Origin of the sequence: Dermacoccus sp. BD5, assembly GCF_044878485.1 — a bacterium.
GTDB lineage: Bacteria > Actinomycetota > Actinomycetes > Actinomycetales > Dermatophilaceae > Dermacoccus > Dermacoccus nishinomiyaensis.
In genome coordinates this window covers 175,868-189,019 of the sequence record NZ_JANJER010000001.1, presented here as the reverse complement: position 1 = coordinate 189,019, position 13,152 = coordinate 175,868, and the positions used below count along the sequence as shown (strand labels likewise).

The window sequence follows — 13,152 nt, the reverse complement described above, 5'->3', positions numbered from 1 at the left end:
GTGACGGTGTGATGCAAGCCCCCATGACGTGGTCCGACGAGGCTGCGGATGGCCAGCGCGAGACCGATCTGGGTCGGTGGCGGAGCACGTACGACCTCATGGCCGAGCACGTCGAGGCCGATCCCGCGTTCGTCGCGTCGTGGCAGCAGCTCGACGCGCTCGCGCACGCCCGCGACGTCGAACTGAGGGCTGACGTCGAGGCGATGATCCGTCGCCCCGACATCGAGCGCTTCGCCGAGGCCCTCGCTCAGTGGGGCGCGCGGCCGGGCCCATATGTCGGGGCGGGCGCGCTCGCGCGGCACTGGTTGCCGCGCGTCGTAGCGCACCGCGAGGACCGCCTCGGCGAGCTCGAGGACGTGCTGGCGAAGGTGCTCGTCACCCCGACCTCGCTCGACGAGGCGGGCACGTCGATCGCGCGTCTCGAGGACGTCATCGGATCCGGTGGGCCTGATCTCGCGCGCGTGCCGACGTTCCTGTCGCTCGTGTGGGCCACCTCCGGCCAGGGGGACTGGCCGGTGCTGTGGCCGGGTGGGGCGGATGCGTTCGCGACCCTGGGGTGGATGGGGCGCCACCTCACGCACGCCGAGCGCTACGTCGACTTCGTGACGCTGTGCCGTGCGTTCAGCCCCGCCGGCGCCTACCGGGCGCAGCGCGTCGTCACGGCGCTGGGCGAGAAGCCGTCGTTCGTCGGCTTCGGCGCGGCGCTGCCTGCGCTGGCGACCGAGTCGACGCAACTACACCGTACTTTCGAGCAGGGAGTCGGCTATCCGGACGGCGAGTCCGAGGCCCGCGCCGCGTCCCTGGCGCTGCAGTTGCGCGGTCATGCCGCGCTCGTCGCGCGCAGCCTGCACGAGCAGCTCGAGCGCGCCACCGGCGTCAAGCTCGCCGAGACGAGCCTGCAGACCCGGACGGAGGCGTCCTCGCGGGCGGCCTACCGCAGCGATTCGCACTCGACGTGGCTGCTGCCCGCGAGCAGCGGGGGAGCGCCCGCCCTGCGCGTGTGGATGACGAGCTCCGGCATCGCCGTCGGGCTGATGTCGGGCTGGGATCCCGCGGCGGGCGCCGAACGTCACGAGGAGCTCGGCTCGGGGCTCGAGCAAAACCTGCCTGCCGGTCTGGAGTTCATCCATCTCGGCCCGGCCGGCGCGCCGGACCGCCTGACGCCGACGGGGGCGTCGTACGAGGGTGGCGAGGTGTTCGTCGGCCGCTGGTTCCCGCACCCCGACGGGGTGGGGCGGCGCAGCTTCGCCGCGGACGTCGAGGACACCGTGCGCCGCGTGCTGCCGCTGGTCGACACGATGCGCGGCTCCGATGCGCCCGTCGAGGGCATCGACGAGGAGCTCGCCATCGCGCTGCGCGCCTTCCTGGCCGACCGTCCGTACCCGGCGGAGCGCGATCAGTGGCACGTCGAGCAGCGCCGCACCTTCGCGGCCTCGCTCGAAGCGGAGGCGCTCGCCGCGTTCGACCTCGCGACGTTCAAGCGCATCATCGCCGGTGGCGCCTACGGGTCGACGGGCACGCACAGTGTCCTCGACGCGCGCCTCGCCGCGCTCGATGCGCGTGGCCTCGAGAACCTCGCGCGCTCCGTCACGCACCTGCTGTGGGGTGAGGGCGATGACGCCGACCGCATCGACGCGGTCATCGACCCCGAGGGCGCCGATGAGGTCTCGCTCGACGAGGCGGTCGCGATGAAGCTCCTGGCGATCGCGCACCCGCACCGCTACCTGCCCGTGTACGCGATGACGGGGCGTGACGGCAAGGTCGCTCTCGCGCAGGCGCTCGGTGTCGTCCTGCCGCGTCGGCGCGAGTTGTCGCGTGGTCGGCTGCAGGTCATCGCCGCGGACCGGTTGCGCGGCAAGCTCGAACCGTTGCTGCCGAACGACCCGTGGGGGCAGGTGCAGTTCGCGCTGTGGCTGCTGCGCAAGGGCGAGACGAGCGTCGACCCCGAACGAGATCTGGTCGCCGAGGCGGCGGCGGATCTGCTCGTGGACGAGGAGTTCCTGCGCGAGATCGACGAGTTGCTGCAGGAAAAGAAGCAGCTCATCTTCTACGGTCCGCCCGGGACGGGCAAGACGTTCATGGCGCAGCGATTCGCGGCGGCCCTGCAGCCCGACCCGACGAAGCGCGCCGTCGTGCAGTTCCACCCGTCCACGTCGTACGAGGACTTCTTCGAGGGCTTCCGCCCGCGTCTCGACGCCGCTGGCGCAATGGTCTACGAACTGCGCAAGGGGCCGCTGGCGCTCATGGCCGAGGCCGCCGAGGCCGACCCGACGACGCCGCACATCATGGTCATCGACGAGATCAACCGCGCGAACCTGCCGCGCGTCTTCGGTGAGCTGCTGTTCCTGCTCGAGTACCGCTCGCAGTCGGTCATGACGAGCTACCGGCCCGACGAGGGCTTCCAGCTGCCCTCGAACCTGTACTTCATCGGCACGATGAACACGGCCGACCGATCGATCGCCCTCGTCGACGCTGCGCTGCGACGCCGCTTCCACTTCCTGCCGTTCATGCCGCACGAAGGCCCGATGGAGGGGCTGCTGGCGCGCTGGCTGGAGCGCGAGAACGGCCCCGTGTGGGTGGCGGGCGTCGTCGATCGGGTCAACGAGGAGCTGCGTCAGATCCTGCGCGGCCCGCACCTGCAGATCGGCCACAGCCACTTCATGGTGCGCGACCTCGACGACGCCGCGCTCGCCCGCATCTGGAAGTACGGCGTCTACCCGTTCATCGAGGATCAGCTCTACGGGCGCGAGGACGTGCTCGCGACGTTCACCTGGGAGGCCGTGCTCGAACGGCACGCCCAGGCTGCGCATGCTGACGACGACGCGGCGCGCGCCACGAACGACGCGACGCCCGAGGGGCCATGACGGCGCTCGCGGCCGGTGCCCTCGCGCCGGACGAGCGCGTTCGCCTCACCCTGGCGGAGCACTCGCGTTCGGAGCCGGTCCGCGTGCCGAGCAGTGCGCGTCGCGCCCTGTTCTCGGTCGGCTCGGATCGGGTGAGGTTGCTCGCCACGGCCGATCCGGAGGCCGTCGTCGTCGAGACGACGTCGTGGGTCGGCACGGTCAGCGTTCCCGGTTTCGAGGTGCGCATCGTGCCACGCGTGCGGATGGCATCGATCTTCGCGATGCTCGGCGGACAGGACGCGTCGATCGCGTGGGGGAGTGAGACGAGCGATTTCGCGGGTGACGGCGAACTGCTCGACGGCTCGGCGCTCGTCGTCCTGTGCGCTGTCGAGGCGGCGACCCGCCGCGGGCTGCTGCACGGGTATCGCACGCGCGAGGAGGAGAGTTCGACGCTGCGGGGCCGCTTGCTCGTCGCCCAGCTCGCCCGCAGACCGTGGACAGTCGGCGCCCCGGTGTGCCGGTTCGAGGAGTTCACGTCAGACGTCGTCGAGAACCACCTGCTGCGCGCGGCCGTCGTCCGCGTGCTCGGCGCCCCCGGCCTCAGCCCGCAGACGCGGCGTCTCGCCGTCGAGCTGCTCGCGCGGTTCGACGGGGTCGCCGACGCCGATCCGAGGGAGCTGGCGCTCGAGATCCCGTTGACGCGGCTCAATGCGCACTACGAGCACGCGATGGGTCTGGCGCGTCTCGCGATCGACGGTTTCTCGATCCGTCATGACGCGGGTGAGCGCGGTGCGAACGCGTTCCTCGTCGACGTCGACCTCGTCTTCCTGCGCTTCGTCGCCACCGAGCTGCGGGCGCGGTTGTGGCCCGCGCATCGCGTCGAGCAGGCCGAGGAGCTCGCGCTCGACGACGCCGCGTCGCTGCGCGCTACCGCCGACATCCTCGTGCGTGACGCGAGCGGCCCCCGCCTCGTCATCGGCACCCGCTACCACCTCGGTGACGACGACGTGCCCCGCCGCACGGGTGACCCGCTGCACCTCATGACGGGCGGAGGTCGCGACACCGCGCGGACTCCTCGCGACCCGGCCGCCGCCGTCGCGAACGACGCGGCCGCCTTCTTCCCGGTCATGGTGCAGGCCGCCTCGCTCGACCTCGACGCAGCACTCGTCGTCTATGCCCACGCGCGGCGCCGCCCGGCGAGCCGCATCCGGATGCCGGCGACGCGGGCGAGCGTCCACTCGTGGCACGTCGACCTCGACGCGTCGTGGCGTGAGCTGAGCGATGGCCTCGACGATCTCGCGGCGCACGTGCGGCGTCTGTGCGGGTGACGGGCGCCGAGCTCCTGCGCACGCCCCCTGCGTCTCCTGACACCCGAGACGCCGCGCACGTCACCCCGCGGCCGCCACGCACCGGCGTCCGCAGTGCGCCCTGAGCGAAACCCGGTGCCGTCGAGGCGGTGCGCGAGCGAGAGCCCGACTATCGTGGCGGCGTGTCCACGACGATGAACCTGGCCCCCGCCGATCTCGAGCGCCGTGCTGCGCTGCGTCGCATGCGCCTCGTGGCGACGGGGCTGCTCGTCCTCGCGGCCGTCATCTACATCCTCACGCACGGCCATGGCGGGGCGTGGGGGTACGTCAACGCGGCGGCCGAGGCTGCGATGGTCGGTGCCGTTGCCGACTGGTTCGCGGTGACCGCGCTGTTCCGTCACCCCCTCGGTCTCAAGGTGCCGCACACGGCCATCATCCCGACGCGCAAGGATCAGCTGGGCAAGAGCCTCGAGGAGTTCGTCGCCTCCAACTTCCTCACCCCCGATCTCGTGCGCGAGCGCATCCGCGGCGTCGACGTCCCGCGACGCGTCGCGGCCTGGGTCGAGCGCCCCGGTCAGGCCGAGCGGCTCGTCGCCCAGATCACCCCGCAGCTCAACAAGGCGCTCGAGAGCCTCGACGAGGACGAGGTGCGCCACTTCCTCGACGCCGTCCTCATCCCGCGTCTGCAGCGCGAGCCCATCGGCGAACTCGGCGGGCACCTGCTCGAAGGGGTCGTCGCGGACGGCACGCACCACGGGTTCGTCGACGTCTGCGTCACCGAGATGCACGTCTGGGTGAGCGAGAACAAGGATGCGGTGACGCGCATCGTCGGGGCGAAGGCGCCGTGGTGGTCACCGCAGTGGCTCGACGACGCCGTCGTCGACCGCATCCACCTCGAGATCGTCAAGTGGCTCGCGGAGGTGCGCGACACACCCGATCACGCGATGCGTCGCGCGATCGACGCGTTCCTCGCTCGCGCCGCGCACGACCTGCAGCACGACGAGAAGACCCAGCAGCAGGCGGAGAACCTCAAGCAGCGCTTCCTCACCCACCCCAGCGTCGCCGACGCGGCCCTGAACGTGTGGTCGTCGGTGCGTCGGATGCTCGGTGACGCTCTCATGGATCCTGACGGCGAGCTGCGGGCGCGGATGGTCCACCACCTGCGGGCGCTCGCGCAGCGCATCCGCACCGATGACGCGCTCCACGCGAGCCTCGAACGTCGCCTCGAGGACGTCGCAGCCGCCGGCGTCGAGGGATACGGCCACGAGATCACGGCCCTCATCTCCTCGACGGTCGAGCGCTGGGACGCGCAGGACGCCTCCGAACGCATCGAGTCGTTCGTCGGGCGCGACCTGCAGTTCATCCGCATCAACGGCACCGTCGTCGGCGGCCTCGTCGGCCTCCTCATCTACACGCTCAGCCAGCTCCTGCCCTGACGGCGGGGGCGCTGGGCCCTGCCCGAACGCGCGCGGCCATCACCGGCGCGCGTGAGAAAATGAGCGAATCGTGACTACTCCAAGACCTTCGCAACCTTCCTCGAACGGCGATCCGGCGATGCCCGGGCCGCCGCTCGCCTCATCGTCCCGCCGGCGCAGGCCGAGCCGGAGCAGAGCGAACGCGTCACCCCGAGGGGACGAACCGGCCCTGGCCGCCGAGGCCATCCCCGACCCCACATCGGAAGCAGCGTCGTATGTCCTGCGCTACCCGGGCCACCTGCCCGTCGTCGAGGCGAAAGACGAGATCCTCGAGGCGATCCGCGACCACCAGGTCGTCATCGTCGCGGGCGAAACGGGTTCGGGCAAGACGACGCAGCTGCCGAAGTTCTGCCTCGAACTGGGGCGCGGGCGCGCCGGCGCCATCGGCCACACCCAACCGCGACGCATCGCGGCGCGTTCGGTCGCCGAGCGGCTCGCCGAAGAACTCGAGTCGCCGCTCGGTGAGACGGTCGGCTATCAGGTGCGCTTCGTCGACGAGTCGTCGAAGAAGACCCGCGTGCGCGTCATGACCGACGGCATCCTGTTGTCGCAGATGCAACGCGATCGGGATCTGCGTCAGTACGACACGCTCATCATCGACGAGGCGCACGAACGCAGCCTCAACATCGACTTCATCCTCGGCTACCTCAAGCAGTTGCTGCCGCGGCGCCCCGATCTCAAGGTGATCATCACGTCCGCGACGATCGACCCGGAGCGCTTCGCCGAGCACTTCGCCGGCCCGGACGGGCCCGCGCCGATCATCGAGGTCTCGGGGCGCACCTACCCCGTCGAGACGCGGTATCGGCCCCTCGTGCGCGAGCTCGCGCCGAGCAAGCCGGGGGAGGACCCCAAGCTCGAGGACGTCGATCAGGTGACGGGCATCGTCGAGGCCGCACAGGAGCTGTGGCGCTCAGGCAGCGGTGACGGTTCGGCGCAGGACATCCTCGTCTTCTGCTCCGGTGAGCGCGAGATCCGCGACGCCGCGGACGCGCTCAAAGGCGCTGACTGGGGGCGCGCGCGTCACGACGTCGAGATCGTGCCGCTCTATGCGCGCCTGTCCGCCGCCGAGCAGCATCGCGTCTTCGCCCCGCACCACGGGCGACGCATCGTCCTGGCGACGAACGTCGCCGAGACGTCGCTGACGGTGCCGGGCATCCGCTACGTCATCGACACCGGCACCGCGCGCATCTCGCGCTACAGCCAGCGCACGAAGGTGCAGCGTCTGCCGATCGAGCTGATCTCGCAGGCCTCCGCCCGTCAGCGCGCCGGCCGGTGCGGCCGCGTCGCCGACGGCATCTGCATCCGGTTGTACTCGGAGGAGGATTTCGCGTCCCGCCCGGAGTTCACCGACCCCGAGATCCTGCGGACGAACCTCGCGAGCGTCATCCTGCAGATGACGTCCCTGGGCCTCGGCGACATCGCGCGCTTCCCGTTCGTCGACGCGCCCGACGCCCGCCAGATCAAGGACGGCCTGGCGCTGCTCGAGGAGTTGCACGCCCTCGACACCACCGCTCAGGGGCCGCGCAAGAAGCTGACGCCGACCGGCCGCACCCTCGCGCGCCTGCCCGTCGACCCGCGGCTCGGACGCATGCTCGTCGCCGCCGCCGAGAACGGCTCGCTGCGGGAGGTACTCGTCATCGTCGCGGCGATGTCGATCCAGGATCCGCGTGAGCGCCCCGCGGACGCGCAGGCCCAGGCGGATCAGCAGCACGCCCGGTTCAAGCACGAGAAGAGCGACTTCCTCAGCTACCTCAACCTGTGGAACTACGTGCGCGAGCAGCAGCGCGAACTGTCCAGCAGTGCCTTCCGGCGCCTGTGCAAGCGCGAGTACCTCCATTACCTGCGGCTGCGCGAATGGCAGGATCTGCACGGTCAGCTCAAGGCAGCGTGCAAGCAGGCCAAGCTGTTCATGAGCGACAACGCCGCGGGCGAGGATGCCGTCCACCAGGCGCTGCTCACGGGTCTGCTCAGCCACGTCGGGCTGCGGGATCGTGAGAAGCGCGAGTACCTCGGCGCCCGCCAGGCGCGTTTCGCGATCCAGCCCGGCTCGACGCTGTTCCGACGCCAACCGGACTGGGTCATGGCGGGCGAGCTGGTCGAGACGACCCGCATGTGGGCGCGCACCAACGCCGTCGTCGACCCCGCCTGGATCGAGCGGGCGGGCGCCCACCTCGTCAAGCGCTCGTACGCCGAACCGCACTGGGAGCGCTCGCGCGCGGGGGCCGTCGCGTCCGAGCGGGTCATGCTGTACGGCATCCCGATCGTCGCGGGCCGCAAGGCTGCCTACGGCGCGATCGACCCGGAGGTCTCTCGCGACCTGTTCATCCGTCACGCTCTCGTCGAGGGTGACTGGGATGCGCAGCACCAGTTCCTCAAGGACAACGCGGCGCTGCGCGCGCGCTTCGCCGACCTGGAGGCGCGCGCCCGACGGCGTGACCTCGTCGTCGAGGACGACGTCCTGTTCGACTTCTACGACGAGCGCGTCCCGGCGGACATCGTCTCCGGGGCGCACTTCGACCGGTGGTGGAAGAACGAGCGTCGCACGAACCCGAGCCTGCTCACCTTCACCGAGGATTTGCTCGTCGCCGACGACGCGGACGCCGTCGACGAGTCGGCCTACCCGAAGTCGTGGCGACAGGGCAGTCTCAGGCTCAAGTTGACGTATCAGTTCGAGCCGGGTGCAGATGCCGACGGCATCACCGTGCACGTGCCGCTGCCGGTGCTCAACCAGGTCGAGGATCACGGGTTCGACTGGCTCGTGCCCGGTATGCGTGAGGAACTCGCGACGGCCCTCGTGAAGTCGCTGCCGAAGAACATCCGACGCAGCTTCGTCCCGGCTCCCGACCATGCGCGGCGGGCGCTGGCGCTCATGGATGCCCAGGGTCGCCCGGGTGAGGTCCCGTTCGCCGACGAGCTGGGCGAGGCGCTGTTCCGTCTCACCTCGGTACGTGTGCCCGCGGGGAGTTGGGACCCGGGGAAGCTGCCCGACCACCTGAAGGTCACGTTCAGGGTTGAGGATGAGCGGGGCCGCAAGATCCGTGAAAGCAAGGATCTCGCGGCGCTGCAGGACGAACTCGCCGGGCGTCTGCGTCAGTCGATCGCGAAGGCCGCCGGAGACCTCGAGCAGCAGGGGCTGACGCAGTGGACGTTCGGTGAGCTGCCCCGCCAGTTCACCAAGTCGGCCGGCCGCCAGCGGATGACGGGCTTTCCGGCTGTCGTCGACCACGGCCGTGACGTCGCTGTCGAGGTGCTCGGCACCGAGTCCGAGGCGCGCCAGGCCACTCGGCTCGGCACCCGCCGTCTGCTGCTGCTCAACACGCAGGTGCCGTGGAAGCGAATCCTCGGCCTCATGAGCAACCGGCAGAAGCTCGCGCTCGGCAACAACCCGCACGGTTCGATGGACACCCTCATGGACGACGTTCTCGCGGCCGCCGTCGACGCGGTCATCGAAGGCATGCCCGGGCGCGAGGTGCGCGACGCTGAGCAGTTCGACGTGGCGCTCACGGCGATCCGTCAGCAGGTGGCACCGCTCGTGCTCGAGGCGGCCGAAAAGCTCGCGCCCGTGCTCGAGCACGCCGCCAAGGTGCAGCTCGAGCTGTCACGATTGACGGCGCCCGCGGCGAAGGCGTTGCACGACGACGTTGCCGCTCACCTCGTCGCGCTCATCCATCCCGGTTTCGTCGCCGAGACCGGGTTGGCGCGCCTCGGTCACCTCGATCGCTACGTACGGGGCATGCTCGAGCGGCTCGACAAGGGCGTCACCGATCTCGTGCGTGACGCCGACCGCGCCGACCTCGTCGCGACCGTGCGACGCGAGTACGACGACATGGTCGCCGGGCTGCGCCCCGAGCGCCGTGGGGACGCCGACGTGCTCGACATCCGCTGGATGATCGAGGAGCTTGCCGTCAGCCAGTTCGCGCAGCGTCTGGGCACCGCTCACCCGGTGTCCGAGAAGCGGATCTACAAGGCGATGGACGCTGCGGAGGCCCGCTGATCGGGCGTAGGTTGGAGGCCATGGCGAGCATCTTCAGCAAGATCATCGACGGCGACATCCCGGCGCACTTCGTCTGGCAGGACGAGGTGTGCGTGGCGTTCCTCGTCATCGACCCCATCACCGACGGGCACACGGTCGTCGTGCCGCGCGGGGAGATCGTCGAGTGGACGCAGGCGCCGCCGAGCGTCTTCGCGCATCTCACGGGTGTCGCGCAGATCATCGGTCAGGCGCAGCAGCGCGCGTGGCAGGCGCAGCGCGTCGGCCTGCTCGTCGAGGGGTACGAGGTGCCGCATCTGCACCTGCACGTGTGGCCGACGCAGAGCCCGGCCGAGTTCGACCCGCACGCCGTCACGCGAGGCCAGGACCAGCAGATCCTCGCCGAGAATGCCGAGGCGCTGCGGGCGCAGTTGCGCACCGACGGTCACGCCGAGACCGTTCCGGACGCCGCATCGCCGCAGACCTGAGCGGCCGCGGCGTGGGGGAATCATCCCCGCGCGCGGGGCGTTGAACGGTGAGCACCTGACGAAGGAGTACGACGTGCTTGATCCCACGCAACTGTTCCGCATCGAGACCGACACCCCGCTCGCCGAGCAGAGCGCCTCGACCCTCGTGGTCTCGCTGGGCGGTTTCATCGACGCGGGCAACACGCAGAAGTTGATGACGGCGCACATGCTGGGCACGCTCGAGCACACGGTCGTCGCGTCGTTCGACGTCGACCAGTTGCTCGACTACCGCGGTCGCCGCCCGATGATGACGTTCGATCGCGACCGCTACAGCGAGTACGACGACCCGGCTCTCGTGCTGTACCGCCTCGTCGACGCCGAAGGCACGCCGTTCCTGCTGCTCGCCGGCCCCGAGCCCGACTACCAGTGGGAGCGCGTCAGCGAGGCCGTTCGCATCCTCGCCGCGAACCTCGGCGTCTCGCTCATGGTGAGCGCGCACGGCGTCCCGATGGCGGTGCCGCACACGCGCCCGGTCGGTTTCACGCGTTTCGCCTCCGATCAGCGGCTGCTGACGGAGAACGAGCCGCTCTTCGGCAACGTCCAGGTGCCCTCGAGTGCCGAAGGGCTCATGCACATCCGGCTCGCCGAGGCGGGCATGGACACCGCAGGTTTCGCGATCCACGTGCCGCACTACCTCACTCAGGTCGAGTTCGCGGACGCCGCGCTCGCCGCGCTCGAGGCCGTCTGCGGGCTGACGGGGCTGGCGATCCCCGCTCAGGAGCTCGCCGCGATCGCCGGGCTGCACCGCGCCGACATCGCCAGGCAGATCAGCGAGAACGACGAGGTCACCGAGGTCGTCGATGGCCTCGAGCGGCAGTACGACGCCTTCACCGAGGGGCGTCGTCGACGCTCACTCCTTGCCGCCGAGATGAACGACCTGCCGAGCGCCGACGAGATCGGCGCCGAGCTGGAGCAGTTCCTGCGCGCCGAGGGAGAGGATCCGGGCACCAAGGGCTCGTTGTGAGCCCGCGAGCGCTTTTCGCCGGCCGTCGGGTCTGAGCCGACGGCCGCGCAGGCTTCGCAACGCTCGCCAGGCTGCCGTCACCCCTGCGGTGGCTTGCCGGGCCCCCGCCAACTTGGGAGGATCACCTCATGTTCGGATTCGGTCAAGACAAGAAGGCTCCTGCAGCCCCCGAGAAATCGTCGGGCATGCTCGACTCGACGGCCAACACCCTGGCGCAGCACCTCATCTCGGTGGGCATCGGGGGCGTGGCGACGTTCAAGTCGGCCCGCGCCGTCGCCGACGAGGCGATGAAGAAGGCGGGCTCCAAGGAAGCGGCGATGGACGAGGTCGTCGCATCACACACCAAGCTCGCGGGCGCGAACGGCTTCCTCACCAACCTCGGCGGTTTCGTCACGCTCCCCGTGGCACTGCCCGCGAACGTCATCGGTTTCTACACCGTCGCGACGCGCATGGTCGCGGCGATCGCCGCCATCAACGGTCACGACGTCGACGACCCAGCCGTGCGCTCGGCGATCCTGCTCGACCTCATCGGTGCGGACGCGACGCAGGTCCTCAAGGGCCTCGGCCCGATGACGGGTGGCGTCGCGACGAACGTCGCCACGCGCAAGCTGCCACCGGCGGCGCTCGCCGTCGTGAACAAGTCCGTTGCGTTCCGTCTCGGCTCGCAGGTGGGGCGTCGCTTCCTCACGCGCATTCCGCGCCTCATCCCCGTGGCGGGCGGCTTCGTCGGTGGCGGCCTCGACGTCGTCCTCATCCGCAAGATCGCCCAGTCGGCGCGTCGCGACTTCGTCGCGCAGATCCCGCCGTCAGCCTGACGTCTTCCTGACTCCGCACCGAGCGCCACTCGTCTTCGTACGGGTGGCGTTCGGCGTGTCCGGGCCGGTTCGGCGATGTGTCGTCCGAGCGCGTCAACGGGCTTGCGGGCGACGATCTGACGGGCCGCGAACCCCCGCCTGGCCTTGCTCGAACGGCCCACTCACCCACAGGTGTGACGGCTACGGCCCGTTTCGCGGCCCGCAGGATGCCTCGTCCACAGGTCTGTGGCTCGTGGTAAGCGCGCGGGTGGCGTCATGGGTTTCGCTGGGGGCATGAAGACAACAACACGACTCAAGGGCCTCAGCGCCCTGGTGGCAGGCCTTCCCGATCTCGTCGGCTCCGAGGGGGCGGGCGCCGTCATCGTCCTGTTCGAACGTGACGGTGCGCTCGCGGGGGTGCTCGGCTGGGCGGACGATGCGTGCGACGGGGAGACGGCGCACATGCTCGACGTCGTCGCTGAGCGGCGCGCGACGATGGGTGCGCAGGCCGCCATCGCCATCGCCTATCGCTGCGAGCCGGGCCGCGTCGACATCGCGGCCCTCGCGAAACGCATCGAGCGCCGCGTGCCGCTGCACCACGTCCTCGGTGCCAGCGACGAGCACTGGTGGGCCATCGAATGCGAGCTCGGCTGCTGTGACGGCGCGATCCACGAGATCCCGTCCCTGTCAGAGCAGACCCGCGAGCAGCTTCGCGACGTCCGCCGCGGCGGCGAGGCCATGGCCGCCACCGCGCGCCCCGTTCCCAGCGTCGTCGACGTTCGAGCCGCCTGGGCACGGTTGTGCGACGTCCCCGACACCGCGTCGGGCACCCGGCGACGCTCCCGCAGCGCCGACCTGCAGGTGCTCGCCGACGCTGTCGTCGACGGCCCGACGCGCGATGAGATCCTCCTGTGCGTCGCACCCGAACTCTTCCGTCTGCTGAGCCCGGGCACGCCGCTCGGCGAGCCGGGCCCGCCGATGACGAGCGCGTGCCTGCGAACTTGGCTGCCGCTCGTGCCGCGCCACGGCCGCGCCGCGTGGAAGGCCCTCGAGGCCGCCGCGACCTGGCGCGAAGGCGACCTGCGGGGAGCCGGTGCGTGCGCCGCGGCGTCGCTGCGCATCGGGCGGACGTCATTGGGGCAACTGCTGCGCGACATCACAGGCACGGGGTTGTCGTACGAGCAGGCCGTCGGTGCGCTCCACACGAAGGCTCGGCAGAGTTCCGTCGCCTGACGAGCGTGCCGGTTGTGGGAGCGCGCCACATCGTGGACG

8 protein-coding genes are annotated in these 13,152 nt (G+C 70.6%); all 8 read left to right on the top strand.

Annotated features, from left to right (window positions below; genetic code table 11):
* The first annotated feature begins 11 nt into the window (after positions 1-11).
* The 8 genes from NQ706_RS00795 to NQ706_RS00760 all read left to right on the top strand — a co-directional run bounded on the left by NQ706_RS00795 (position 12) and on the right by NQ706_RS00760 (position 13,113).
* Positions 12-2,864 carry an AAA family ATPase gene (locus NQ706_RS00795; protein ID WP_404360245.1) on the top strand — a complete coding sequence of 951 codons (2,853 nt, stop codon included), beginning with the start codon at positions 12-14 and terminating at the stop codon, positions 2,862-2,864.
* Positions 2,861-4,171 carry an McrC family protein gene (locus tag NQ706_RS00790; protein ID WP_051805783.1) on the top strand — a complete coding sequence of 437 codons (1,311 nt, stop codon included), beginning with the start codon at positions 2,861-2,863 and terminating at the stop codon, positions 4,169-4,171. The genes NQ706_RS00795 and NQ706_RS00790 overlap by 4 nt, the downstream gene beginning before the upstream one ends.
* Before the next feature lie 161 nt (positions 4,172-4,332).
* The gene (locus NQ706_RS00785) at positions 4,333-5,586 is read left to right on the top strand and encodes a DUF445 domain-containing protein (protein ID WP_038570673.1); all 1,254 of its coding nucleotides are present in this window, start codon (positions 4,333-4,335) and stop codon (positions 5,584-5,586) included.
* Positions 5,587-5,704: 118 nt separating this feature from the next.
* On the top strand, positions 5,705-9,619 hold the full coding sequence (gene hrpA, locus NQ706_RS00780) for an ATP-dependent RNA helicase HrpA (RefSeq protein ID WP_235182020.1): 3,915 nt from the start codon (positions 5,705-5,707) through the stop codon (positions 9,617-9,619).
* Positions 9,620-9,639: 20 nt separating this feature from the next.
* Positions 9,640-10,083, top strand: coding sequence for an HIT family protein (locus tag NQ706_RS00775; RefSeq protein WP_038567719.1), 444 nt, complete (start codon positions 9,640-9,642; stop codon positions 10,081-10,083).
* Between the two features lie 73 nt (positions 10,084-10,156).
* Positions 10,157-11,086: a PAC2 family protein gene (locus tag NQ706_RS00770; RefSeq protein ID WP_038570676.1), complete on the top strand. Its 930-nt coding sequence runs from the start codon at positions 10,157-10,159 to the stop codon at positions 11,084-11,086.
* A gap of 128 nt (positions 11,087-11,214) precedes the next feature.
* The gene (locus NQ706_RS00765) at positions 11,215-11,901 is read left to right on the top strand and encodes an EcsC family protein (RefSeq protein ID WP_038567721.1); all 687 of its coding nucleotides are present in this window, start codon (positions 11,215-11,217) and stop codon (positions 11,899-11,901) included.
* Positions 11,902-12,174: 273 nt separating this feature from the next.
* Positions 12,175-13,113, top strand: coding sequence for a hypothetical protein (locus NQ706_RS00760; protein WP_150112739.1), 939 nt, complete (start codon positions 12,175-12,177; stop codon positions 13,111-13,113).
* The last annotated feature ends 39 nt before the right edge of the window (positions 13,114-13,152 follow it).

Coding starts and splice junctions, on each gene's coding strand:
- hrpA (WP_235182020.1), top strand. CDS start 5,705: ATGCCCGGGCCGCCGCTCGCCTCATCGTCCCGCCGGCGCAGGCCGAGC.
- NQ706_RS00790 (WP_051805783.1), top strand. CDS start 2,861: ATGACGGCGCTCGCGGCCGGTGCCCTCGCGCCGGACGAGCGCGTTCGC.
- NQ706_RS00760 (WP_150112739.1), top strand. CDS start 12,175: ATGAAGACAACAACACGACTCAAGGGCCTCAGCGCCCTGGTGGCAGGC.
- NQ706_RS00775 (WP_038567719.1), top strand. CDS start 9,640: ATGGCGAGCATCTTCAGCAAGATCATCGACGGCGACATCCCGGCGCAC.
- NQ706_RS00795 (WP_404360245.1), top strand. CDS start 12: ATGCAAGCCCCCATGACGTGGTCCGACGAGGCTGCGGATGGCCAGCGC.
- NQ706_RS00765 (WP_038567721.1), top strand. CDS start 11,215: ATGTTCGGATTCGGTCAAGACAAGAAGGCTCCTGCAGCCCCCGAGAAA.